This window comes from Muricoccus nepalensis (assembly GCF_006438825.1).
GTDB classification, from domain to species: domain Bacteria; phylum Pseudomonadota; class Alphaproteobacteria; order Acetobacterales; family Acetobacteraceae; genus Roseomonas; species Roseomonas nepalensis.
Genome location: NZ_RCZP01000003.1, coordinates 341662 through 363737, shown reverse-complemented (window position 1 = coordinate 363737; position 22076 = coordinate 341662). Strand labels below are relative to the sequence as shown.

The window sequence follows — 22076 nt, the reverse complement described above, 5'->3', positions numbered from 1 at the left end:
CATGGCCGACCCGCCCCCAAGGGGTGGCGTCCCCGTTCCACCCGCGGCGCAAGCCATGGTAGACGCGCCCCCATGTCCTCCCCGCTCACCATCGCGGTCGGCGCCGACCACGCCGGCCTCGCCCTCAAGGCCACCCTCCGCCAGGCGCTGGAGGAGGCCGGCCACTCCGTGCTCGACATGGGCACCCACGGGCCCGAGAGCGTGGACTACCCCGATTTCGGCGCGGCCGTGGCGGAGGCCGTCCAGGCCGGCCGGGCCCGCTACGGCGTCCTCGTCTGCGGCACGGGAATCGGCATCTCGATCGCGGCGAACCGCCTGCCGGGCATCCGTTGCGCGCTGGCCCACGACGCGACCGGCGCCCGCCTTTCGCGCGAGCACAACGATGCCAATGTCATCGCCTTCGGCGCCCGCATGACCGGGGTCGAACCGGCGCTCGAGGCGCTGCGCGCCTTCCTCGCCACCCCCTATGCCGGCGGCCGCCACGACCGCCGGGTCCTGAAGCTCTCGCCGGACTGGACCCGTACCCCATGAACGAACAGTCGCCCGCCGCCAGCACCGACCGCTTCTTCAACGCCCCCCTCTCGGAGATCGACCCCGAGATCGCGGACGTCCTCTCCCGCGAGCTGGTGCGCCAGCAGGACGGGATCGAGCTGATCGCCTCCGAGAACATCGTCTCCCGCGCCGTGCTGGAGGCCCAGGGCTCGGTGCTGACGAACAAGTACGCCGAGGGCCTGCCGGGCAAGCGCTACTACGGCGGCTGCGAGGTCGTGGACATCGCCGAGACTCTCGCGATCGAGCGGGCCACGAAGCTCTTCGGCTGCGGCTACGCCAACGTGCAGCCCCATTCCGGGGCGTCGGCCAACTCGGCGGTCTTCTTCGCCCTCCTCCAGCCCGGCGACACCTTCATGGGCCTGGACCTCGCCGCCGGCGGGCACCTCTCCCACGGCTCCCCGGTCAACCTCTCCGGCAAGTGGTTCAAGCCCGCCCCCTACACGGTGCGGCGCGAGGACCAGATTATCGACATGGACGAGGTCGCCCGCATCGCGCGGGAGAGCCGGCCGAAGCTCATCCTCGCCGGCGGCTCCGCCTACGCCCGCACCTGGGACTTCGCCCGCTTCCGCGCGATCGCGGACGAGGTCGGCGCCATCTTCATGGTGGACATGGCCCATTTCGCTGGCCTCGTCGCGGGCGGCACGCATCCCTCGCCCTTCCCCCACGCCCACGTCGTCACCACCACCACCCACAAGACGCTGCGCGGCCCCCGCGGCGGCCTGATCCTCTCGGACGACGAGGCGCTGGCCAAGAAGCTGAATTCCGCGGTCTTCCCGGGCACCCAGGGCGGCCCCCTCATGCACGTCATCGCCGCCAAGGCCGTGGCGCTGGCCGAGGCGCTCCGCCCCGAGTTCCGCGCCTACGCCCGCGCGGTCGTGGACAACGCCCGCGCGCTCGGCGCCTCGCTGGCCGAGCAGGGCTTCGGCCTCGTCACCGGCGGCACGGACAACCACCTCGTCCTCGTGGACCTCCGCCCGAAGAACCTCACGGGCAAGGCCGCCGAGGCCGCGCTCGGCCGCGCGCACCTCACGGTCAACAAGAACGCCATCCCCTTCGACCCCGCCAAGCCCTTCGTCACCTCGGGCGTGCGGCTGGGCTCGCCCGCCGCCACCTCCCGCGGCTTCGGCGAGGCGGAGTTCCGCGAGGTCGGGCGCCTGATTGGGGAGGTGCTGGGCGGGCTCTCCCGGGCGAACTCCCCCGAGGGCAACGCGGCCGTCGAGGCGGCCGCGGGTGAGGCCGTCCAGGCCCTCTGCGCCCGCTTCCCCATCTACCGCGGCTGAGGCCGCCGGCCGGATGCGCTGCCCTTTCTGCCAGTCCGAGGACACGCAGGTGAAGGACAGCCGTCCGGCCGAGGACGGCGCCAGCATCCGCCGCCGCCGCTCCTGCAACGCCTGCGGCGCCCGCTTCACCACCTTCGAGCGGGTGCAGCTCCGCGAGCTGACCGTCCTCAAGACCGACGGCCGCCGCGTCGCCTTCGACCGCGAGAAGCTCGCCCGCTCCATCCGCGTCGCGCTGCGCAAGCGCCCGGTCAACGAGGACCAGGTCGAGCGCATCGTGACGGGCATCCAGCGCCGCCTGGAGTCGGAGGGTGCGGAGGAGCTGACCTCCAAGGCCATCGGCCAGCGCGTCATGGAGGTCCTGCGCGAGCTCGACCCCGTTGCCTACGTCCGATTCGCCAGCGTCTACGAGAACTTCCGGGACGCGAAGGACTTCCACGCCTTCCTCGGCTCCCTGGACAACTCCTGATCCCGCGCGCACATCCGGCCCGTGTCAGATGAGCAGCACATGCGCGCGGCCCTGTCGCTGGCCGCGCGGGGACTGGGGAGCACCTGGCCCAACCCCTCCGTCGGCTGCGTCATCGTCCGCGACGGGCGGGTGGTCGGCCGCGGCAACACGCGACCGGGCGGCCGCCCCCACGCCGAGACGGAGGCGCTCCGCGCCGCGGGCGGGCGGGCGCGCGGCGCCACCGCCTACGTCACCCTCGAGCCCTGCTGCCACTGGGGCCGCACGCCCCCCTGCACCGACGCGCTGATCGCGGCCGGCGTCGGCCGCGTGGTGGTGGCGCTCCGCGACCCCGACCCCCGCGTGGACGGCATCGGCCTCAAGCGCCTGCGCGACGCCGGGATCGCGGTTGAGGTCGGGCTGCTGGAGCCCGAGGCCCGGCGCGTGAACGAGGGCTTCGTCAAGCGCCTCTCGCGCGGCCTGCCCATGGTCACGCTGAAGCTCGCCACCACGCTCGACGGCCGCATCGCGACGCGCGCCGGCGAGAGCCAGTGGATCACCGGCCCCGGGGCGCGCCGCCTCGCCCACGCGCTGCGCGGCGCGCACGATGCCGTCATGGCCGGCAGCGGCACGGTGCTGGCCGACGACCCCGAGCTGACCTGCCGCCTGCCGGGCTACGCGGGCGTGCCCACCGTGCGCGTCGTCGCCGACGCGCGGCTCCGCACCCCGCTCGCCGCCCGCCTCTTCAACAGCGAGGCCCCCGCCTGGATCGCGACCGCGCCGGGCCACGACCCCGCCTCCATGGCCGCGCTCGAACAGCGGGGCGCGGAGCTGATCGACGTGCCCCGCGCGCCCGGCGGCGGGCTGGAGCCCCGGGCGCTGCTCCACGCCCTCGCCGCCCGCGGCATCACCCGCCTCATGGTGGAGGGCGGCGCTGTCCTCGGCGCCTCGCTGATGCGCGCCGGGCTGGTGGACCGCCTCGCCTGGTTCGCCGCGCCCTCCCTCATGGGCGGCGACGGGCTGCCCGGCCTCGCCTCCCTCGGCGTGGACCGGCTGGCCCAGATGCCGCGCCTGGCCGTCACCGCCCGCCGCCCGGCCGGCGACGCCTGGCTGGTCGAGGCCGACGTGGTTCCAGGGGAGCCGGCGCCGGCCTGACCCGCGCCGCTTCCCCCTTGCCAGGAGCCGCCCCCCGCGCCATCCCCTGGTCCCGACCCCACATCCTTCCCGACCCCCTCCACCAAACGGAACCGCCCCCGTGTTCACCGGCATCGTCACCGCCATCGGCACGATCCGACGCCTCGCCCCCATCGGGGCGGGCCAGGACATGCGCGTCGCCATCGCCACCCCGCCCGGCTGGCTCGAGGGGGTCGCCATCGGCGCCTCCATCTGCTGCTCCGGCTGCTGCCTGACCGTGGTGACGCTGGCGGACGACCTCTTCGAGGTGGAGATCTCCGCCGAGAGCCTCTCCCGCACCACCCTCGGCACCTGGGCCGAGGGCACGCGCATCAACCTCGAGCGCTCGCTCCGCATGGGCGACGAGATGGGCGGCCACGTCGTCTCGGGCCACGTGGACGGGGTGGCCGAGATCCTCTCCGTCATGCCCGAGAATGGCTCTCACCGCTGGACCTTCCGCCTGCCCCCCGGCCTCTCGCGCTTTGTGGCGGAGAAGGGCAGCATCACGGTCGACGGTGTCTCGCTGACCGTGAACGCGGCGGACGAGACCACCTTCGGGGTGAACCTCATCCCCCACACCACCGAGGTCACGGCGCTCGGCGCGCTGCGCCCGGGCGGGCGGGTGAACATCGAGATCGACATGCTCGCCCGCTACGTCGCGCGCCTCCGGCAATTCGAGGGCATGGGGAACGAGCGCCGGGGAGCCGCCGCATGAACGTCCAGACGAGCGCCACCACCTTCGCGGACTTCATCAGCCCCACCGAGGAGCTGCTGGAGGAGGCCCGCCGCGGCCGCATGTTCGTGCTGGTGGACGACGAGGACCGCGAGAACGAGGGCGACCTGGTCATCCCCGCCCAGTTCGCGACGCCCGACGCCATCAACTTCATGGCCCGCCACGCCCGCGGCCTCATCTGCCTCGCCATGACCCGGAGCCGGGTGGAGCAGCTCGGCCTCCCGCTCATGGCCCAGAGCAACGGCACCCGCCACCAGACGAACTTCACCGTCTCCATCGAGGCGCGGGACGGCGTGACCACCGGCATCTCCGCCGCCGACCGCGCCCGCACGGTCGCCGTCGCCATCAACCCCGACCTCAACCGCGAGCACATCGTCACCCCCGGCCACGTCTTCCCGCTCGTCGCGCGGGAGGGGGGCGTGCTGGTCCGCGCCGGCCACACCGAGGCGGCCGTGGACTTCGCGCGCCTCGCCGGCCTGAACCCCGCCGGCGTGATCTGCGAGATCATGAACGACGACGGCACCATGGCCCGGATGCCCGACCTCGTCGCCTTCGCCCAGCACCACGGCCTCAAGCTCGGCACCATCGCCGACCTCATCGGCCACCGCCGCCGCACCGAGCGCCTCATCCGCCGCGTGGAGGAGGGCAGCCAGGAGGACGCGCCGGGCGGCCCCTGGCGCGTCGTGGTCTACGCCAACACCCTCGAGTACGGGGAGCACGTGGCCCTCGTGAAGGGCGACCTCTCCCGCCCCGGCCCGGTGCCGGTGCGCATGCACGCGGTCAACCTGCTCGCTGACATCACCGGCCGGCACGGCCCCAAGGATCTGCACATGGCCATGGAGGAGATCGCGCGGGAGGGCCGGGGGGTCGTCGTCCTCATCCGCGACGTGAAGGCGACGGCGCTCTCCGAGCGCGTCCGCGCCGGGCGCGAGAAGGTGGCGCCGGAGCTCCGCGACTACGGCATTGGCGCCCAGATCCTCGCCGACCTCGGCGTGCGGGAGATGACGCTCCTCTCGAACCACCCGCGCCCGATCGTCGGCCTCGAGGGCTACGGCATCACCCTGCACGACACCCGCCCGATCGGAGACGCCCCTTGAGCACCGCCGACAGCCCGCTCCGCGCCCCCCCCGAGCTGACCGGCCCCGCGCCCCGGGTGCTGGTCATCCAGGCCCCCTACTACGCGAACGTGGTCGGCGGGATGGTGGACGGCGCGCTCGCGGTCCTCGCCGGCCTCGGCGCCGAGGCCGAGGTGATCGACGTCGCCGGCGCCTTCGAGCTGCCCGCCGCCCTCGCCATGGCCATCCGCGCCGGGGGCCACGACGGCTACCTCGTCTTCGGCTGCGTGGTGAAGGGCGAGACCGACCACTACGACCACATCTGCCGCGAGGCCTGCCGCGGCGTGATGGACGTCTCCATCACCACGGGCGCCGCCATCGGCTTCGGGCTCCTCACCGTCCACAGCCTCCAGCAGGCCATCGCCCGCTCCTCGCCGGACCGGCACAACAAGGGGGTGGAGGCGGCCAACGCCATGATCGGCCAGGTCGCCCTCGCCCGGAAATTCACGCAGGTGGCCGAATGAGCCAGACCCCCAAGGCCCACCCCCCCAAGGACCCGACCGCCAAGGACCCCACCACCAAGGGCTCTGGCCCGAAGGGCGCCGGCGCCCGCCGCCCCCGCGCCAACCCGGGCCGCCCCCGCACCGGCGCCCGCGTCGCCGCCGTCCAGGCCCTCTTCCAGTCCGAGGCGGGCGGCGAGAGCGCGGAGACGGTGATCGACCAGTTCGTCCGCCACCGCATCGGCACCCTCGGCAGCGAGGACGGCTTCGAGGACGGCCGCGTGCCCCAGGCGGACGTGCCCCTGTTCAGCCGGATCGTCCGCGGCGCCGCCAAGGACTCCGAGACGATCGACGCCGCCATCGCCGCCCATCTCTCCGGCGCCTGGACGCTCGACCGGCTGGACCCCGTGCTGCGCGCCCTGCTGCGCGCCGCCGCCGCCGAGCTCTGGGCCGGCGCCGCCGACACGCCGGCGCGCGTGGTCATCAACGAGTACATGGACATCGCCCACGGCTTCTTCGACGCCGAGGAGCCCCGCTTCGCCAACGGCGTGCTCGACGCGCTGGCGCGCCAGATGCGCGGCGACGAGTTCCAGCCCCGCGCCTGATGGGGCCGCCCCCCGCGCCCACGGGCCTGCCCCCCGAGTTCGCCCTCATCGCGCGCCACTTCCTTCCCCTGGCCGGGGAGGGGGCCCTGGCCCTCTCGGACGACGCGGCCCTCCTCGCCCCCCCGCCCGGCCGCCACCTCGTCCTCGCGGCCGACGCCATGGTGGAGGGCGTCCACTACCTCCCCGACGACCCGCCGGACACGGTCGGGCGCAAGCTCCTCCGGGTGAACCTCTCCGACCTCGCGGCCATGGGGGCGGAGCCGCTCGCCTACCTCATGACCACCGCCATCCCCCGCGGCACGCCCGCCGCCTGGCTGGAGGGCTTCGCCGCGGGCCTCGCCGAGGACCAGCGCCGCTTCGGCCTCCACGTCCTCGGCGGCGACACCGTCGCCATCCCGGGCCCCGCCTGCCTCTCGCTGACCATCCTCGGCACGGTGCCGCCGGGCGCGGCGCTGCGGCGCGCGGGCGCGCGCCCCGGGGACGATCTCTGGGTCTCCGGCACGATCGGCGACGGCGCGCTCGGCCTCGCCGTCCTGCAGGGCCGCCTGCCGCCGGGCGCGGATCCCGGCGGGCACCTCGCCGGCCGCTACCGCCTGCCCGAGCCGCGCCTCGCCCTCGGCGTCGCGCTGCGCGGCCTTGCCCGCGCCGCGATGGACGTCTCGGACGGTCTGGTGCAGGACCTCGGCCACCTCTGCCGCGCGGGCGGCCTCGCCGCCACCCTCGACCTCGCCGCCCTGCCGCTCTCCCCGCCCGCCGCCGCCCTCGTGGCGGCGGACCCGTCCTGGCTGCCGCGCCTCGCCACGGGGGGCGACGACTACGAGCTCCTCTTCGCGGCCGCGCCCGACGACCGGGCGCGCGTCGAGGCCCTGTCCCGCGCCACGGGCACGGCCGTCACGCCCATCGGGCGCTTCACGGAAGGCGCCCCCGCGGTCACGGTGCTCGGCCGCGACGGGGGGAGGATCACCCCCGCGCAGGGGGGATGGAGCCACTTCTGATGCTAGCGACCGCGATCGACCTGCCGGCCGACACCGCCATGCGCCGGAACGTCCGGCTCCTCTTCCTCTGCCAGGCGCTGATGAACTCCGCCGTCGTCGGCCAGGCCACCATGGGCGCGCTGATCGGCTACAGCCTGGCCGAGAACAAGTCGCTGGCCACCCTGCCCATGGCGCTCCAGATGCTGGCCACCATGGGCGCGTCCATCCCCGCCGGCATGGTCTTCGCCCGCCTCGGCCGGCGCCCCGGCTTCCTGCTGGGCGCGGCGGGCAGCCTTCTCGGCAGCCTCGTCTTCGCCTTCGGGGTCTGGCAGGCGAGCTTCCCGCTCTACTGCCTCGGCGCCATCCCCGCCGGGCTCGGCTTCGGCATCGCCCAGCACTACCGCTTCGCCGCGGCCGAGGTCGCCTCCCCCGCCTACCGGCCGCGCGCCATCTCCCTCGTCATGGCCGGCGGCGTCATCGCCGCGGCCCTCGGGCCGGAGCTGGTGAAGCACAGCCGGGACCTCCTCGCGCCCTCGCTCTTCCTCGGCACCTACCTCATCCTCGCGCTCATGCCGCTCGCCTGCATGGCGCTGCTCACCCTCGTCAGCCTGCCCCCGGCCATGCCCCGCACCGGCGCCGCGACCCCCATCCGCGAGATTCTCGCCCGCCCGGCCTTCCTCACCGCCGCCCTCACGGGCGCGGTCGCCTACGGCTCGATGAACCTGCTGATGACCTCGACGCCGCTCGAGATGATGCTCTGCGGCTTCGGCATCTCCGCCAGCGCCACAGTCATCCAGGTCCACGCGATCTCGATGTACGCGCCGGGCTTCTTCACGGGCCGCCTGATCGCCCGCTTCGGCACGCGGCCGGTGATCGTCGCGGGCGTGCTGCTGAACGCCGCCTGCGTCGGCCTCGCGCTGATGGGAAAGGACTTCCTCAACTTCACCCTCGCGCTCATGGCGCTCGGCCTCGGCTGGAACTTCATGTTCACGGGCGCCACCACCCTGCTGGCCGAGGTCCACACCCCGTCCGAGCGCGTGCGCGCGCAGACGGCCAACGACTTCATCGTCTTCGGCACCGTCGCCTGCACCGCCTTCGGCTCGGGGCTGCTGCACGCGGTCAGCGGCTGGAACCTGCTGAACATCCTCGTGTTGCCGGCGCTGGTCGTCGCCCTGCTGCGGATTGCCCGCCGCCCGGTGCGCTTCGCCGCCTGAGGCGGCGCCGCGGCACCGCCCGGCCGGACCCTGCCCGAACGGGCCGGGACCGGCGGGCGGCGCGCCGATCTAGCGCGGCGGCGCGCCCGCGCCCGCGTTGGCGCCCGGCACCGTCTCCTGGGCCGCCGTCGGCCCGAAGCGGCCGATGTTGCCGAACAGCGCCTGGAGAAGGGAGCGCTCATTCCCCGGAACCGGCGTGGTGCGGTCCACCACCGCCACGTTCCGCATCTGGTCCTCGCCCTTCTGGTCGATCCCCTCGACCACGCCGCGGTCATCGAAGCGCACCACCACCACGCGCTGCTTCTCCAGCGCCGGCACCCGGGCCGGGCGGATGTGGCTGACCGCGCTGATGTAATACCACTCGCGCTGGTCAAAGGTGGAGGTCGCGCTCGGCGAGCCGAGCACCGCCGTCACGTCCGCGCGGGTCGAGACCCCGGGCGTGAGCTGCTGGATCATCTCGGCGTCCGCCCGGTTGCCGCGGATCTGCTCCGGCGCCTCGAAGACCGAGCAGGCGCCCAGCGGCGCGGCGCCGAGGAGGGCGGCGAGCGCGAGGCCCGCGCGCCACCCGGCGGCCCGATGGGGCAGGGGGGCGGGGCCGGGGTCACGGCGCGGATTGACGGGGCGGGGTGGGAGGGCCATCTCGCCGGTTCGATTGCCACCGCCCTGCCGCCCGGTCAACAGAGCGGCTTTGCCGGACGCCCCCTGGGGCGGGCCGGATGGAACCGTGAGAGCCCCATGGCCCTGTTTGGCCTTTTCCGGCGCCGCCCGCACGAGCGCGCCGGCTTCGCCCTCTACACCGCGGCCGTCGAGGCCGCCCGCGACCCCGCGCTCTTCGGCGAGGACGCGGTGCCCGACACGCTGGAGGGCCGCTTCGACCTCGTGGCCCTCCACGCGGCCCTGCTGGTGCGCCGCCTGCACCGCGACCCGGACCCGCGCGGCCCGGCGCTGGCGCAGGCGGTGTTCGACGCGATGTTCGCGGACATGGACCTCAACCTCCGGGAGATGGGGGTGGGCGACATGTCCATCGGCAAGCGCGTCCGCCGCATGTGGGAGGCCTTCCACGGCCGCGCCCTCGCCTACGAGAAGGCGCTGGCCGCCGCCGACGCCCCGGCGCTGGAGGCGGCGCTCGCCCGCAACGTCTGGCCGGACGGCCCGCCGGAAGGGGCCGCGTCCCGCCTGGCGGCCCACGCCATGGCGTTCGACGCGACGCTCGCGGCCCAGCCCTTCGAGGGCTTCATCGCCGGCCGCGCCGAGATGGGCCTGCCCGCGTGACCCGCGAGATGTCCCGCCCCCTCCGCCCCGGCGCGGTCGGCCCCCAGGGCCGGCACGAGCGGCTGGAGGCGACCCCGGCGGAGCGCGAGGCCCTCGCCGCGCGCCTCGGCCTCCTCGGCCTCGACGCGCTCACCGCCGAGATCGACCTCGCCCCCGCCCCGGGCGGCGCCCTCCGCGCCCGCGGCACGCTCCGGGCCGCGGTCGTGCAGGAATGCGTCGTCACCCTCGACCCCGTGCCCGGGGCAGTCGAGGCGCCGATCGACTGGCGCATCCTCCCGCCCGGCGAGGAGTCCTCCGACGAGCTCGACGACGGGCCGGACGAGATCGAGTCCGAGCCCGACGGCTCCGCCGACCTCGGCGAGGCCCTCGTGCAGGACCTCGCCCTCGCCCTCGATCCCTACCCCCGGGCGCCCGGCGCGGAGCTGCCATCCGGCGCCTCCGACGGAAAGGCCTCGCCCTTTGCCGCGCTTCGTGCTTTAGGCGGCGTTCCGAAGCCCGGCTAACGCCTGGGGCGACCCTCCCGGGCTTGCTTCCCAGGGGTGGCGGGTGGTATGGCGCGCGCCTCCCGATATCCCGTCCGTTCGCGCGACGTGTTGCATTATAGAAAGGCCCGGCACCGATGGCCGTTCCGAAGAGAAAAGTTTCGCCGTCCCGCCGCGGGATGCGTCGCAGCCACCACGCCCTCCCGAAGGAGGCGCATGCCGACTGCCCGAACTGCGGCGAGCTACGCCGCCCGCACAACATCTGCGTGTCCTGCGGCTTCTACGACGGCCGCGAGGTCGTTGCGGCCGGCAAGCCCCTGAAGGGCGCCGTCCGCGCCTGATCCGGGCCCCTCGCGCCCAAGCATCCCTCTGAAACCGTTCCAAGGAGCGCCGGAATTGGCTGCATCCGGGGCCTCTGCGGCCGGCGCCCCAGGTTCCGGGGGCTCCGTTTCCAGCACCGTTCCGTCCCGCTCCCCGCGGGGCGGCGCGCCCGCGGCCGGGCCGGCCGGCGAGCGCTACTCCCTCGCGGTCGACGCCATGGGCGGGGACCACGCGCCCGACGTCGTGCTCGACGGCCTCGAGCGCGCCGCCGACCGGCACCGCGGCGCCAGGTTCCTTCTCGTCGGCGACGAGGCGCGCCTCAAGGCCGGGCTCGCCCGCCGCCCGAAGGCCGCCGCGGTCTGCACGATCCGCCACGCGCCCGACGTCATCTCCGGCGACATGAAGCCGACGGCGGCGCTGCGCCTCCGCCGCGCCTCCATGCGCCTCGCGATCGACGCCGTCGCCGCCGGCGAGGCCGAGGGCGTCATCTCCGCGGGCAACACGGGCGCGCTGATGGCGCTCGCCAAGATCGTGCTGCGCACCATGCCCGAGATCGACCGCCCGGCGCTCGCCGCCATCGGCCCCTCGGCGCGCGGCGACGTGGTGCTGCTCGATCTCGGCGCGAACATCACCTACGAGGTGCGCAACCTCGTCGAGTTCGCGGTCATGGGCGACGCCTTCGCCCGCGCCGTCCTCGGCCTGACCGCCCCCAGCATCGGCCTGCTGAACGTGGGCTCGGAGGAGCTGAAGGGCGACGAGCGCATCCGCCAGGCCGCCGAGATCCTGCGCGAGAGCCACATCGGCGCGAACTTCCACGGCTTCGTCGAGGGCCACGACATCACCGCCGGCACGGTCGACGTGGTGGTGACGGACGGCTTCACCGGCAACGTCGCGCTCAAGACGGGGGAGGGGGCGCTGAAGCTCGTCGGCACGCTGCTCCGCCAGGTCTTCAACTCCTCCATTCCCGCCCGCCTCGGCTACCTCCTCGCCCGCCCGGCGCTCGACCGCCTGCGCGAGTGGATGGACCCCCGGCGCTACAACGGCGCCGTCCTCATCGGCCTCAACGGGGTGGTGGTGAAGAGCCACGGCGGCACCGACGCCCTCGGCTTCGCCCACGCGCTCGACGTCGCGATGGACATGGTGACCCACGGCTTCAACGAACGGATTCGCACCGGCGTCGCGCTGCTCGGCGGCAGCGCGGGCGAGAAGGCCGCCGAGCCGGCCCCGCAGGCCCTGGCCCGCTGATGCCCCGCTCGATTATCGCCGGCACCGGCGGCTACCTGCCCGCGCGCAGCCTCACCAACGACGAGCTCGCCGCGGCCTACAACCTCGACACCTCCGACGCCTGGATCGCCGAGCGCACGGGCATCCGCCGCCGCCACATGGCCGCGCCCGGCGAGTCGACGGCCGACATGGCCGCCGCCGCCTGCCGCGAGGCCCTCGCCCAGGCCGGCGCCGACGCCTCGGAGGTCGACGCCATCATCCTGGCGACGGCCACCCCCGATTCGGCCTTCCCCTCCACCGCGACCCGCGTGCAGGAGAAGCTCGGCATCCACCAGGGCTTCGCCTTCGACATCTCCGCGGCCTGCACCGGCTTCATCTACGCGGTGGGCGTCGCCGATTCGATGATCCGCGCCGGCGCCTGCCGCAGCGCCCTCGTGATCGGCGCCGAGGCCTTCACCCGCATCCTCGACTGGACCGACCGCGGCACCTGCGTCCTCTTCGGGGACGGCGCCGGCGCCGTGCTGTTGCGCGCGACCGACGAGCCCGGGGAGCGCGGCATCCTCTCCACCCACCTCCACTCCGACGGCCGCCACGGCGACATCCTGCAGGTGGAGGGCGGGCTGGTCCGCATGGCCGGGCGCGAGGTCTTCCGCCACGCCGTCTCCAAGCTCGCCTCCGCCGTGGACGAGGCGCTGGCGGCCAACGGCCTCGCCAAGGCCGACGTGCAGTGGCTGGTGCCGCACCAGGCCAACCTCCGCATCATCGACGCCATGGGCCGCAAGCTCGGCCTGCCGTCCGAGCGCGTGGTCGTCACCGTCGACCGCCACGCCAACACCTCCGCCGCCTCGATTCCCCTCGCCCTGGCCGAGGCCACGCGCGACGGGCGTGTCGCGGCGGGCGACCTCGTGCTGATGGAGGCGATCGGCGGCGGCCTGACCTGGGGCGCCGCGCTGGCCCGCTTCTAGGGCCCCGCCACCCGGCATTTCCGCCAACCCCCGCCCGACTCAGCACGGCATTTCGGCAACACTGCGTGCCGGAGTCCACACTTTGGGCCCGGATCGATTGACGGAACCCCGCCCCGGCGGTCCAATCCCAGAGCCCGGCGACACAGGGCGAGAGGGGGTATGGACACGTGAACACCATCACCCGCGCGCAGTTGGCCGAGGCAATCTACATGCAGGTCGGGCTCTCCCGGAACGAGAGCGCCGCCCTGCTGGAAGACGTGCTCAACCGGCTCTCGGCGACGCTGGAAGCAGGCGAGGCGGTGAAGCTCTCGGCCTTCGGCACCTTCTCCGTCCGGCAGAAGGCCCAGCGGATCGGGCGCAACCCGAAGACCGGGGTGGAGGTGCCGATCACCCCGCGCCGCGTGCTCTCCTTCCGCGCCAGCCAGGTGCTCAAGGCCCGGATCAACGGCGAGACCCCGCCGCGGGGCGAGGACTGAGTAAGGGCACGATGAGCGGCATGAGCGTGCTTGGCGGCATCACCCCGGCTTCTCCCAAGGGGGTCAGCGAGGGCGGCATGAGCGAAGGATCGGGCGCCGGCGGCACAGGGTCCCCCCCGCGCGCGCGCAAGTCGCCGACCGCCTTCCGCACCATCAGCGAGGTGGCGGAGGACCTCCACATCCCCCAGCACGTCCTCCGCTTCTGGGAGACGAAGTTCCCGCAGCTCAAGCCGCTGAAGCGCGGCGGCGGGCGGCGCTACTACCGGCCCGAGGACATCACCCTCCTCCGCCGCATCGGCGACCTCCTCTACACCCAGGGCTACACGATCAAGGGCGTGCAGCGCCTCCTGCGCGACGGCGGGCTCGAGGGCGTGGAGGCCGCGGCCGCCGCCGGGGCCGAGGACCTGCCCTCCGGCGAGACCGCCGAGGCCACGGAGCCCTCCGAGGGCGGCGAGCTCCGCGCCTGCCTCGAGGAACTGGAGGCGATCGCGCGCGCCCTGAAGACCCTCTCCACGCGCTAGGCGCCGATTACCGGGACAGCGGGGTTGAGGGCGCCGCACGCGGGTGCTAGACCCCGCGGCGTCGGAGCGTGGCGCAGTCTGGTAGCGCACTTGTCTGGGGGACAAGGGGTCGTGGGTTCGAATCCCGCCGCTCCGACCATCACCGGTCCCCCTCCGGTTCCCGGCGCCGGCCCTTCGTTTCACGCCGCGCCGCCCCCGCCCGCCGCCCATTCCTTTCCTGAGAAGCGCCTCCCGGGGAGGCACGCGTCTCCATGCACCGGTCCAGCCCACCGGGACTTGATTAGAGTCCCACCGCCCGCGGCTGTACCCAGGGCCGGCCTCCGCCGAAGGGACGCCATTTGCCTTTTCCTCGCCCCTACCCCTCCCGGAACCCTCGTTCGGCCCCCGCCGCGGGCAGGGCCCGACCTCGCCTCCTCCCCCGGTCGTCCGCGGCGGCGGTCCTTGCCGCCTCCCTCGCGCTTCTCCCGTCGCTCGCGCGCGCCGACCGCCCCGCGACGGCGCCGGGCGCCGCCTCGCCCGCCGGGGGCGACCTCTGCCTGCCCGCGATCGCCACGGCCGAGCGCGGCGCCGGCCTGCCGCAGCACCTCCTCCGCAGCATCGCCTTCGTCGAGAGCGGGCGCGTGGACCCCGCGACGGGGCGCGCGGTGCCCTGGCCCTGGGCGATCAACGTCGCCGGCACCGGCTACTTCTACGACAGCAAGGAGGCGGCCATCGCGGCCGTCCAGGGCTTCCAGGCGCGGGGCGTCCGCTCGATCGACGTCGGCTGCGCGCAGATCAACCTCATGCACCACCCCGCCGCCTTCCCCTCGCTCGAGGCCGCCTTCGACCCCCAGGCGAACACGACCTACGCCGCGCGCTTCCTCAACGACCTCAAGCGGGCGACGGGAAGCTGGCCCATGGCGGCGGCGGGCTACCACTCGCGCACGGGGGAGATCGGCCTCGCCTACGCGCGGAAGGTGATGGCGATCTGGCCGGGCGCCGCGCGCCACGGCCCGCTGCCCGCCGGCCTGTCCCCCACCGGGCCCATCGCGACGGGCCTCCGCCCCGGCCTCGGCATCGGGACCTCGCCGCTCAACATGGACTACAGCGTCTACACCCCCGAATTTGCCGCCGCCGTGCGCCGCATGGACCAGGACCGCACGGGCGTCCGCCCCGCCGAGTCGGGGCGGCTGGCGCAGCGCCGGACGGTCCGCGGCAACCGCCCCGTGGCCGCGGCGCCCAGCCGCACCGCCCGGCAGGAAGTGGGCGAGGCCCCGGGCTGAGGGTCGCCGCCGGCCGCGATCCCGCGTTCGGCGGCGCAAAACTTCGTGGGGCCGCCGCCGCAGGGCGGCTGGCTCATCCGCCTGCGCAACGTTCCGGGCCCGGGCAAGGCCCGCCGCGACGGCCCGCGCCCCCTTGGGGACGCCGCCGCCGCCCGCCGGCCTCGCGAGAATGCCGCGCCGCAAGCGCCTTGCGCCGGCATCGCCGCGTGGTCATTGTTGAAGCAGCCGCGTTAGACGGCGAAACAGGGAACGGGACCGACGGGTGCAGGACTACATCCTGGAGACGGAAGGGCTGACCAAGGAGTTCCGCGGCTTCGTCGCGGTGTCCGACGTCGCGCTGCGAATCCGACGCGGAACGATCCACGGGCTGATCGGGCCGAACGGCGCCGGCAAGACGACCTGCTTCAACCTTCTGACGAAGTTCCTCCAGCCCACCCGCGGCACCATCCGCTACGACGGGCGCGAGATCACCCGGATGAAGCCGGCCGAGGTCGCGCGCCTCGGCCTCGTCCGCTCCTTCCAGATCTCGGCCGTCTTCCCGCACCTCACCGTGCTGGAGAACGTCCGGGTCGCGCTCCAGCGCGAGCGCGGCGGCTCCTTCGACTTCTGGCGAAGCGACGCGGTGCTCCGCCGCTACGACGACCGCGCGCGGGAGCTCCTCGCCGATGTCGGCTTGACCAGCTACGCCGAGGCCGCCGCCGGCACCTTGCCCTACGGCCGCAAGCGCGCCCTCGAGATCGCGACCACCCTCGCCCTCGACCCCACCCTCATGCTGCTCGACGAGCCCACCGCCGGTATGACGCACGAGGACGTGGACCGCATCGTCGCCCTCGTCCGCCGCGTCGCCCAGGGCCGCACGGTGCTGATGGTCGAGCACAACCTGAAGGTGGTGGAGGGCCTCTGCGACGCCATCACCGTCCTCACCCGCGGCCGCGTCCTCGCCGAGGGGCCCTACGCCGAGGTCTCGCGCAACCCTGAGGTCGTCGCCGCCTATCTCGGCACCGATCCCGGCATCTCCGGCGCCGCGGAGGCCGCCCATGCCTGACGCGCTCGCCCCCACCATGACCGGCACGCTCCTCGCCATCCGCGACCTCGAGGCCTGGTACGGCGAGAGCCACGTCCTGCACGGCGTCTCCATCGACATCCGCCCGGGCGAGGTCGTCACGCTCCTCGGCCGCAACGGCGCGGGCAAGACGAGCACGCTGCGCGCCATCATGGGCCTCACCGGCCGCCGCAAGGGCTCCATCGTCTTCGAGGGGCGCGAGACCATCCGGATGAGCCCGGACGCGATCGGCCGCGCCGGCATCGGCTACTGCCCGGAGGAGCGCGGCATCTTCGCGAGCCTCGACGTCACCGAGAACCTCATGCTGCCGCCGCGCGTGCGCGACGGCGGGCTCGACATCCCGACCATCCACGCGCTCTTCCCAAACCTGAAGGAACGGGCGCGCAGCCCGGGCACGAAGCTCTCGGGCGGCGAGCAGCAGATGCTCGCCATCGCCCGGATCCTTCGCACCGGCGCGCCGCTGCTGCTGCTCGACGAGCCGACGGAGGGCCTGGCCCCCGTCATCGTCCAGCAGATCGGCGCCATGATCCGCGAGATCAAGCAGCGCGGCTTCACCGTGCTGCTGGTCGAGCAGAACTTCCGCTTCGCCCAGACCGTGGCCGACCGCCACTACGTCATGGAGCACGGCCGCGTCGTGGACGCGGTTGAGAACAGCGAGATGGCCGGCAGCCTCGATCGGCTGCACGCCTATCTCGGCGTCTAAATCCAAGAACCAGTAAACGGGAGACCGAAACGCATGACGATTGACCGCCGCAGCCTCCTGGGTGGCGCCGCCGCCCTGCCCATCCTCGGCGCGCTTCCCTTCGCCGGCGCCCGCGCGCAAGCGAACAACACGATCAAGATCGGCGTGCTGACGGACATGTCCGGCACCTATCGCGACGGCTGCGGCCCGGGCTCGGTCACCTGCGTGCGCCAGGCGGTGCAGGACAGCGGCGTGACGGCGCGCGGCATCAACGTCGAGGTCGTCCAGGGCGACCACCAGAACAAGCCCGACCTCGCCTCCACCATCGCCCGCCAGTGGATCGACCGCGACGGCGTGAACGTCATCATCGACGTCGCGACCTCCTCCTGCGCCCTCGCCGTGAACGGCGTGGTGAAGGAGAAGAACTCCATCATGCTGAACTCCACGGGCGCGACGGCCGACCTCACCGGCCCGGCCTGCACGCCGAACACCATCCACTGGACCTACGACACCTGGATGCTCGCCAACTCCACGGGCGGCGCCATGGTGAAGGCGGGCGGGGACACCTGGTTCTTCATCACCGCCGACTACGCCTTCGGCCACGCCCTCGAGCGCGACACGGGCGGGCTGGTCGCCAAGCAGGGCGGCCGCGTGGTCGGCTCGGTCAAGCACCCCTTCCCGGGCACGACCGACTTCTCCTCCTTCCTCCTCCAGGCGCAGCAGTCCCGCGCGAAGGTGGTGGGGCTGGCCAACGCCGGCGTGGACACCATCAACTGCGTCAAGCAGGCCGCCGAGTTCGGCCTGACGCGCCGCCAGAAGCTCGCCGTCCTGCTGATGATCGCGAGCGACGTGCACAGCCTCGGCCTGCAGACCGCCCAGGGCCTCTCCCTGTCGGAGACCTACTACTGGGACCTCAACGACCGCACCCGGCGCCTCGCGAACAAGGTGAAGGGCGACATGGGCGGCGCGATGCCGACCATGTGGCAGGCCGGCTGCTACAGCGCGGCGCTGCACTACCTCAAGGCCGTCGCCGACATGGGCGCCGCCCAGGCGAAGGCGAGCGGCGCCGAGACGGTGGTGCGCATGAAGGCCATGCCGACGGACGACGACGCCTTCGGCGCCGGCTCCATCCGCCAGGACGGCCGCAAGCTCCACCCCTCCTACCTCTTCGAGGTGAAGACGCCCGCCGAGAGCAAGGGGCCCTGGGACTACTACAAGCTCGTCCGCACCGTGCCCGCCGAGGAGGCCTTCCGCCCGATGGCCGAGGGCGGCTGCTCCCTCGTCCGCACCTGACCTGACCTCCGGGCGGGAGGGGCCTGCCCCTCCCGCCACCATCGCCCGTCGTGATTGGATGACCCGCCTTGCTCGAGGACTTTCTCTTCCAGGTTGAGATGGCCGCCCCGCAGATCGTGCTGGGGCTGGTCAACGGCGCCTTCTACGCGCTGCTCTCGCTCGGGCTCGCGGTGATCTTCGGCATGCTGAACGTCATCAACTTTGCCCACGGCGCCCAGTTCATGATGGGCGCCTTCGTCGCCTGGATGCTGCTGAACTGGCTGGGCATTCCCTACTGGGGGGCGCTCATCCTCTCGCCGCTCATCGTCGGCGCCTTCGGGGTCGTGCTCGAGCGATTGATGATCTCGCGCCTCTACAAGCTCGACCACCTCTACGGCCTGCTGCTGACCTTCGGCCTCGCCCTCATCATCGAGGGCGTCTTCCGCAACACCTTCGGCTCCTCCGGCCTGCCCTACGCGCCCCCGGCCTCGCTGACCGGGGCGCCGGTGGACCTCGGCTTCATGCTGCTGCCGAAGTACCGGCTCTGGGTCGTGGTCGCCGCCTTCGTCACCTGCATCGCCACCTGGCTGGTCATCGAGAAGACCCGCCTCGGCGCCTACCTCCGGGCCGCGACCGAGAACGCGCCGCTCGTCCAGGCCTTCGGGGTGAACGTGCCGCGCATGATCACCCTGACCTACGCGGCGGGCGTCGGCCTCGCGGCGCTGGCGGGCGTGCTGGCGGCGCCGATCTACTCGGTGAACCCCGCCATGGGCTCGAACTTCATCATCACGGTCTTCGCCGTCGTCGTCATCGGCGGCATGGGCTCCATCCTCGGCTCGGTCATCACCGGCTTCGGCCTCGGCCTCGTCGAGGGGCTGACCCGCGTGGTCTACCCCGAGGCTTCCGCCACCGTGATCTTCGTCATCATGGCGATCGTGCTCCTCGCGCGTCCCGCCGGCCTGTTCGGAAGGGCCTGACCATGGCGTCCGCCACCACCGCCCCGATCGACACCCTGCCGCCGGCGGCCCCGCAATCCGGCCTCTTCGGCTTCACCCGCGCGCAGGGCATCGCCCTCGCCGTGATGGTGGCGGCCATCGTGGCGCTGCCCTTCTTCGTCTACCCGCAGTTCCTGATGAAGCTGCTCTGCTTCGCCCTTTTCGCCTGCGCCTTCAACCTGCTCATCGGCTATGTCGGGCTGCTCTCCTTCGGCCACGCCGCCTATTTCGGCATGGGCAGCTACGTCTCGGCCTACGCCTCCAAGTCCTGGGGGCTGCCGCCGGAGGTCTGCGTGTTGATCGGCGGCGCGGTCGGGGCGGGGCTCGGCCTCGTCTTCGGCTGGATCGCCATCCGCCGCGCCGGCATCTACTTCGCCATGATCACCCTGGCGCTGGCGCAGATGGTCTACTTCTTCTGCGTGCAGGTGCCCTTCACCCGCGGCGAGGACGGTATCCAGGGCATCCCCCGCCACGCCCTCCTCGGCCTCGTGGACCTCGAGCCGGACATGCGCATGTACTGGTTCGTCGCCGGCGTCTTCCTCCTCGGCTTCCTGCTCATCCACCGCATCATCCACTCGCCCTTCGGCCAGGTGCTGACCGCCATCCGCGAGAACGAGCCGCGCGCCATCTCGCTCGGCTACCGGGTGGACGACTACAAGCTCATCGCCTTCGTCCTCTCCGCGGGGCTCGCGGGGGTCGCCGGCGGCACCAAGGCGCTCACCGTCCATATCGCGACGCTGATCGACGTGAACTGGCCGATGTCGGGCGAGGTCGTGCTGATGACCCTTCTCGGCGGCCTTGGCACCCTCTTCGGCCCCGTGGTCGGCGCGGGGGTGGTCATGACCATGGAGACCTACCTCGCCCCCTTCGGCGCCTGGGTCACCATCAGCCAGGGCATCATCTTCGTCGCCTGTGTCCTCGCCTTCCGCGCGGGCATCGTGGGCGAGGTGGCCCGGCTGCTGCGCGTGAAGCTCTAGCGCGCCCGGCCCGGGTCTCGCCGAGGGTTTCGGCATGGGCCGGCGGCGGCGCGAGCGGCGGGCGCTTGAAGCGGGGGCACCGCGGGACGATCTTCGCCCCGACATGAACGCCACCGCCCTGCCTGCCCCGGTCCGCCGCCTCGCCGGCCTCGCCCTCGTCGCCGCGGGCGTCGGCTTCACGGGGCTGCTCGCCTTCGTCCACGTCTTGGTGGAGCTCTTCGATTGAGCACGCCTCCCCTCGGCCGGCGGGCCGGCCCCTACCAGGGCCATGACCGGCTCCCGGGCTGGTGGACCGGCCTGCGCGGCCTTCCCGTCGCCCTCTTCGCGCTACCCCTCGTCCCCACCTTCTTCCTCGCCCTCGCGACGGGGGAGGGGCGGCTCGTCGGCGGCACCGTGGCCGGCCTCGCCGGCGTCGGCCTCGCCATGTCGCGCCTCGCCCGCGCCCGCCGGGGCGACGCGCGGCGCGCGGGCGTGCTGCTCGGCGTCGGCACCGGCCTCGCCGCGGGCTTCGCGGGTGGCACGGGCGGCCTCGGCGCCGTCGTCCTCGGCCTCATGGCCTGGGGCGGCGCCCGCCTCCTCTACGACGGCGTGACGGAGGCGGCACCGCCCCCGCCGCCGCGCCCGGCCCCCGCGCCGGACGCGCTCGACCCCATGCGCGCCCGCCTGGCCGCCCTCCGCGCCGGCGACCCCCGCCTGCTGCCGGCCGCGCAGGAGCTCGGCGGCCTGCTCGACGAGCTCGCCCAGCGCCCCGACGCCGCGGGCCAGGCACGCCGCGTGCTCGTCGTCGGCATCGACGGGCTGGAGCGAATCGGCGTCCGCCTCTCCCAGGGCGCGACCCCGCCCGAGACGCTGCCGGTGCTGGTCGACGACCTCGCCCGCGCCGCTCGGCAATCGGCCGCCGATCTCCGCGGCGCCGAGACTGAGGCGCTGGCGATCCAGGTGAAGGTGCTGCAGGACCGCCTGCACCAGGAGGGCATCTCGTGAGCGACGGAACCGTGGAGCCGGCGACCCCCGGCGTGCAGGAGCTCGCCTCCCGCATCAACCTCAACGACCCCGGCAGCATCACCCGCTTCGGCCAGGAGGCCCAGGGCCGCGCGGCCGCCGCCGCGGACGCCATGCTCGGCGCCGCCCGCAGCGACGCGGTGGGCGAGGCCGGGGACAGCCTCTCCCGCCTGCTCGGCACGCTTCGCGGCTTCGACGTGACGAAGCTCGACAGCAAGCCCGGCCTGCTGTCGCGCCTCATCGGGCGCGCGGGCAGCGAGACCACCGCCATCCTCCAGCGCTACGAGAGCGTGCGCGGCCAGGTGGAGGCGATCGGCGACAAGCTCGACACCCACCGCACGCGCCTCATGGAGGACGTGGAGCGGCTCGAGCGCCTCTACGAGGCGACGCTCACCTGGTTCCATGCCCTGGCCGACCACGTCGCCGCCGGCGAGGCCGTCCTCGCCCGCACCGACGGGGAGGCCATCCCCGCCGCCGAGCGCGCGGCCATGGACCCCGCCGACCCCATCGCCCCGCAGCGCCTCCGCGACCTCCGCGCGGCGCGCGAGGACCTCGACCGCCGCGTGCACGACCTCCGCCTGACGCGGCAGGTCGCCATGCAGGCGCTCCCCTCGATCCGCCTCATCCAGGAGAACGACAAGGCGCTGGCCGGGCGGATCCACTCCGTCCTCGCCAACACCGTGCCGCTCTGGCGCACGCAGCTCGCCCAAGCCCTGGCGCTCCAGCGCATGCGCGAGGCCGGCGCCGCGGTGAAGGCCGCGACCGACCTTACCAACGAACTGCTGACCGCCAACGCCGAGGGGCTGCGCCGCGCCAACGTCGAGGTGCGCACGGAAATCGAGCGCGGCGTGGTCGACCTCGAGGCCGTGCAGAAGGCCAACGTCGCCCTCGTCTCCACGATCGAGGACTCGCTCCGCATCGCCCAGGAGGGCCGCGAGCGCCGCGTCGCCGCGACCAAGGCGCTCGGCGAGGCGGAGTCCGAGATCCGCCGCGCCCTCACCGCCGCCCGCGCCCCCGCGCCGCGGCGGCCCTGA

26 protein-coding genes, 1 tRNA gene and 1 pseudogene are annotated in these 22076 nt (G+C 73.8%); 27 read left to right on the top strand and 1 reads right to left on the bottom strand.

The window, feature by feature from the left end:
• The first annotated feature begins 72 nt into the window (after positions 1 to 72).
• From rpiB to EAH89_RS06165, 10 genes are all read left to right on the top strand, one after another.
• The gene (gene rpiB / locus EAH89_RS06210; RefSeq protein ID WP_140881905.1) at positions 73 to 531 is read left to right on the top strand and encodes a ribose 5-phosphate isomerase B; all 459 of its coding nucleotides are present in this window, start codon (positions 73 to 75) and stop codon (positions 529 to 531) included.
• Positions 528 to 1832 (top strand): serine hydroxymethyltransferase, encoded by a 1305-nt coding sequence (gene glyA, locus EAH89_RS06205; RefSeq protein WP_140881904.1) that lies wholly within the window; start codon positions 528 to 530, stop codon positions 1830 to 1832. Before rpiB ends, glyA begins: the two co-directional genes overlap by 4 nt.
• A gap of 13 nt (positions 1833 to 1845) precedes the next feature.
• Positions 1846 to 2298 (top strand): transcriptional regulator NrdR, encoded by a 453-nt coding sequence (nrdR, locus tag EAH89_RS06200; protein ID WP_043831098.1) that lies wholly within the window; start codon positions 1846 to 1848, stop codon positions 2296 to 2298.
• 21 nt (positions 2299 to 2319) lie between these two features.
• Positions 2320 to 3429 carry a bifunctional diaminohydroxyphosphoribosylaminopyrimidine deaminase/5-amino-6-(5-phosphoribosylamino)uracil reductase RibD gene (gene ribD, locus EAH89_RS06195; protein ID WP_140881903.1) on the top strand — a complete coding sequence of 370 codons (1110 nt, stop codon included), beginning with the start codon at positions 2320 to 2322 and terminating at the stop codon, positions 3427 to 3429.
• A 100-nt stretch (positions 3430 to 3529) separates the two neighbouring features.
• Entirely contained in the window at positions 3530 to 4162 is a 633-nt protein-coding gene (locus tag EAH89_RS06190) for a riboflavin synthase (RefSeq protein WP_140881902.1), read from the top strand.
• Positions 4159 to 5277, top strand: coding sequence for a 3,4-dihydroxy-2-butanone-4-phosphate synthase (gene ribB, locus EAH89_RS06185; RefSeq protein ID WP_140881901.1), 1119 nt, complete (start codon positions 4159 to 4161; stop codon positions 5275 to 5277). Before EAH89_RS06190 ends, ribB begins: the two co-directional genes overlap by 4 nt.
• Positions 5274 to 5759: a 6,7-dimethyl-8-ribityllumazine synthase gene (ribH, locus tag EAH89_RS06180; RefSeq protein ID WP_140881900.1), complete on the top strand. Its 486-nt coding sequence runs from the start codon at positions 5274 to 5276 to the stop codon at positions 5757 to 5759. Before ribB ends, ribH begins: the two co-directional genes overlap by 4 nt.
• Complete coding sequence (gene nusB / locus EAH89_RS06175) at positions 5756 to 6340, top strand: transcription antitermination factor NusB (RefSeq protein WP_140881899.1); 585 nt, start codon at positions 5756 to 5758, stop codon at positions 6338 to 6340. Before ribH ends, nusB begins: the two co-directional genes overlap by 4 nt.
• A complete protein-coding gene (gene thiL / locus EAH89_RS06170) occupies positions 6340 to 7335 on the top strand; it encodes a thiamine-phosphate kinase (RefSeq protein ID WP_140881898.1) in 996 nt (331 codons plus the stop codon). The genes nusB and thiL overlap by 1 nt, the downstream gene beginning before the upstream one ends.
• On the top strand, positions 7335 to 8528 hold the full coding sequence (locus EAH89_RS06165) for an MFS transporter (RefSeq protein ID WP_140881897.1): 1194 nt from the start codon (positions 7335 to 7337) through the stop codon (positions 8526 to 8528). The genes thiL and EAH89_RS06165 overlap by 1 nt, the downstream gene beginning before the upstream one ends.
• A 69-nt stretch (positions 8529 to 8597) precedes the next feature.
• Here EAH89_RS06165 and EAH89_RS06160 read toward each other — a convergent pair whose 3' ends face one another.
• Positions 8598 to 9167 (bottom strand): outer membrane protein assembly factor BamE, encoded by a 570-nt coding sequence (locus EAH89_RS06160; RefSeq protein ID WP_140881896.1) that lies wholly within the window; start codon positions 9165 to 9167, stop codon positions 8598 to 8600.
• A 96-nt stretch (positions 9168 to 9263) separates the two neighbouring features.
• On the opposite strand from EAH89_RS06160, the gene EAH89_RS06155 reads away from it, so the two are divergent.
• The 17 genes and pseudogenes from EAH89_RS06155 (at position 9264) to EAH89_RS06080 (ending at position 22076) form a co-directional block, all read left to right on the top strand.
• Positions 9264 to 9800: a ubiquinol-cytochrome C chaperone family protein gene (locus tag EAH89_RS06155; protein ID WP_140881895.1), complete on the top strand. Its 537-nt coding sequence runs from the start codon at positions 9264 to 9266 to the stop codon at positions 9798 to 9800.
• A gap of 8 nt (positions 9801 to 9808) precedes the next feature.
• On the top strand, positions 9809 to 10303 hold the full coding sequence (locus tag EAH89_RS06150; protein WP_140881894.1) for a YceD family protein: 495 nt from the start codon (positions 9809 to 9811) through the stop codon (positions 10301 to 10303).
• A 116-nt stretch (positions 10304 to 10419) separates the two neighbouring features.
• Positions 10420 to 10623 carry a 50S ribosomal protein L32 gene (gene rpmF, locus EAH89_RS06145; protein ID WP_140881893.1) on the top strand — a complete coding sequence of 68 codons (204 nt, stop codon included), beginning with the start codon at positions 10420 to 10422 and terminating at the stop codon, positions 10621 to 10623.
• Positions 10624 to 10819: 196 nt separating this feature from the next.
• Positions 10820 to 11848 carry a phosphate acyltransferase PlsX gene (plsX, locus tag EAH89_RS06140; protein WP_140881967.1) on the top strand — a complete coding sequence of 343 codons (1029 nt, stop codon included), beginning with the start codon at positions 10820 to 10822 and terminating at the stop codon, positions 11846 to 11848.
• Positions 11848 to 12792: a beta-ketoacyl-ACP synthase III gene (locus tag EAH89_RS06135; protein WP_140881892.1), complete on the top strand. Its 945-nt coding sequence runs from the start codon at positions 11848 to 11850 to the stop codon at positions 12790 to 12792. Before plsX ends, EAH89_RS06135 begins: the two co-directional genes overlap by 1 nt.
• 167 nt (positions 12793 to 12959) lie before the next feature.
• Positions 12960 to 13268 carry an integration host factor subunit alpha gene (locus EAH89_RS06130; RefSeq protein ID WP_140881891.1) on the top strand — a complete coding sequence of 103 codons (309 nt, stop codon included), beginning with the start codon at positions 12960 to 12962 and terminating at the stop codon, positions 13266 to 13268.
• 77 nt (positions 13269 to 13345) lie between these two features.
• Positions 13346 to 13631, top strand: a pseudogene (locus tag EAH89_RS33760) (MerR family transcriptional regulator); the annotation flags it as partial.
• 220 nt (positions 13632 to 13851) lie between these two features.
• A tRNA-Pro gene (locus EAH89_RS06120) sits at positions 13852 to 13928 on the top strand.
• A gap of 199 nt (positions 13929 to 14127) precedes the next feature.
• Positions 14128 to 15051: a lytic transglycosylase domain-containing protein gene (locus tag EAH89_RS06115; RefSeq protein ID WP_140881890.1), complete on the top strand. Its 924-nt coding sequence runs from the start codon at positions 14128 to 14130 to the stop codon at positions 15049 to 15051.
• A 262-nt stretch (positions 15052 to 15313) separates the two neighbouring features.
• Complete coding sequence (locus EAH89_RS06110) at positions 15314 to 16096, top strand: ABC transporter ATP-binding protein (RefSeq protein WP_140881889.1); 783 nt, start codon at positions 15314 to 15316, stop codon at positions 16094 to 16096.
• A complete protein-coding gene (locus tag EAH89_RS06105; RefSeq protein WP_408906283.1) occupies positions 16089 to 16817 on the top strand; it encodes an ABC transporter ATP-binding protein in 729 nt (242 codons plus the stop codon). Before EAH89_RS06110 ends, EAH89_RS06105 begins: the two co-directional genes overlap by 8 nt.
• A gap of 33 nt (positions 16818 to 16850) precedes the next feature.
• Positions 16851 to 18089 carry an ABC transporter substrate-binding protein gene (locus tag EAH89_RS06100; protein ID WP_140881888.1) on the top strand — a complete coding sequence of 413 codons (1239 nt, stop codon included), beginning with the start codon at positions 16851 to 16853 and terminating at the stop codon, positions 18087 to 18089.
• 68 nt (positions 18090 to 18157) lie between these two features.
• Positions 18158 to 19045 carry a branched-chain amino acid ABC transporter permease gene (locus tag EAH89_RS06095; RefSeq protein ID WP_456306488.1) on the top strand — a complete coding sequence of 296 codons (888 nt, stop codon included), beginning with the start codon at positions 18158 to 18160 and terminating at the stop codon, positions 19043 to 19045.
• A 2-nt stretch (positions 19046 to 19047) separates the two neighbouring features.
• Entirely contained in the window at positions 19048 to 20040 is a 993-nt protein-coding gene (locus tag EAH89_RS06090) for a branched-chain amino acid ABC transporter permease (protein WP_140881887.1), read from the top strand.
• Between the two features lie 103 nt (positions 20041 to 20143).
• A complete protein-coding gene (locus EAH89_RS33005) occupies positions 20144 to 20266 on the top strand; it encodes a hypothetical protein (protein WP_277753774.1) in 123 nt (40 codons plus the stop codon).
• Complete coding sequence (locus EAH89_RS06085; protein ID WP_140881886.1) at positions 20263 to 21024, top strand: hypothetical protein; 762 nt, start codon at positions 20263 to 20265, stop codon at positions 21022 to 21024. The genes EAH89_RS33005 and EAH89_RS06085 overlap by 4 nt, the downstream gene beginning before the upstream one ends.
• The gene (locus EAH89_RS06080) at positions 21021 to 22076 is read left to right on the top strand and encodes a toxic anion resistance protein (RefSeq protein ID WP_140881885.1); all 1056 of its coding nucleotides are present in this window, start codon (positions 21021 to 21023) and stop codon (positions 22074 to 22076) included. The genes EAH89_RS06085 and EAH89_RS06080 overlap by 4 nt, the downstream gene beginning before the upstream one ends.

Coding starts and splice junctions, on each gene's coding strand:
- plsX (WP_140881967.1), top strand. CDS start 10,820: ATGGGCGGGGACCACGCGCCCGACGTCGTGCTCGACGGCCTCGAGCGC.
- EAH89_RS06150 (WP_140881894.1), top strand. CDS start 9,809: ATGTCCCGCCCCCTCCGCCCCGGCGCGGTCGGCCCCCAGGGCCGGCAC.
- rpiB (WP_140881905.1), top strand. CDS start 73: ATGTCCTCCCCGCTCACCATCGCGGTCGGCGCCGACCACGCCGGCCTC.
- nusB (WP_140881899.1), top strand. CDS start 5,756: ATGAGCCAGACCCCCAAGGCCCACCCCCCCAAGGACCCGACCGCCAAG.
- EAH89_RS06090 (WP_140881887.1), top strand. CDS start 19,048: ATGGCGTCCGCCACCACCGCCCCGATCGACACCCTGCCGCCGGCGGCC.
- thiL (WP_140881898.1), top strand. CDS start 6,340: ATGGGGCCGCCCCCCGCGCCCACGGGCCTGCCCCCCGAGTTCGCCCTC.
- EAH89_RS06100 (WP_140881888.1), top strand. CDS start 16,851: ATGACGATTGACCGCCGCAGCCTCCTGGGTGGCGCCGCCGCCCTGCCC.
- glyA (WP_140881904.1), top strand. CDS start 528: ATGAACGAACAGTCGCCCGCCGCCAGCACCGACCGCTTCTTCAACGCC.
- ribB (WP_140881901.1), top strand. CDS start 4,159: ATGAACGTCCAGACGAGCGCCACCACCTTCGCGGACTTCATCAGCCCC.
- EAH89_RS06135 (WP_140881892.1), top strand. CDS start 11,848: ATGCCCCGCTCGATTATCGCCGGCACCGGCGGCTACCTGCCCGCGCGC.
- EAH89_RS06160 (WP_140881896.1), bottom strand. CDS start 9,167: ATGGCCCTCCCACCCCGCCCCGTCAATCCGCGCCGTGACCCCGGCCCC.
- nrdR (WP_043831098.1), top strand. CDS start 1,846: ATGCGCTGCCCTTTCTGCCAGTCCGAGGACACGCAGGTGAAGGACAGC.
- EAH89_RS06165 (WP_140881897.1), top strand. CDS start 7,335: ATGCTAGCGACCGCGATCGACCTGCCGGCCGACACCGCCATGCGCCGG.
- EAH89_RS06155 (WP_140881895.1), top strand. CDS start 9,264: ATGGCCCTGTTTGGCCTTTTCCGGCGCCGCCCGCACGAGCGCGCCGGC.
- rpmF (WP_140881893.1), top strand. CDS start 10,420: ATGGCCGTTCCGAAGAGAAAAGTTTCGCCGTCCCGCCGCGGGATGCGT.
- EAH89_RS06105 (WP_408906283.1), top strand. CDS start 16,089: ATGCCTGACGCGCTCGCCCCCACCATGACCGGCACGCTCCTCGCCATC.
- EAH89_RS33005 (WP_277753774.1), top strand. CDS start 20,144: ATGAACGCCACCGCCCTGCCTGCCCCGGTCCGCCGCCTCGCCGGCCTC.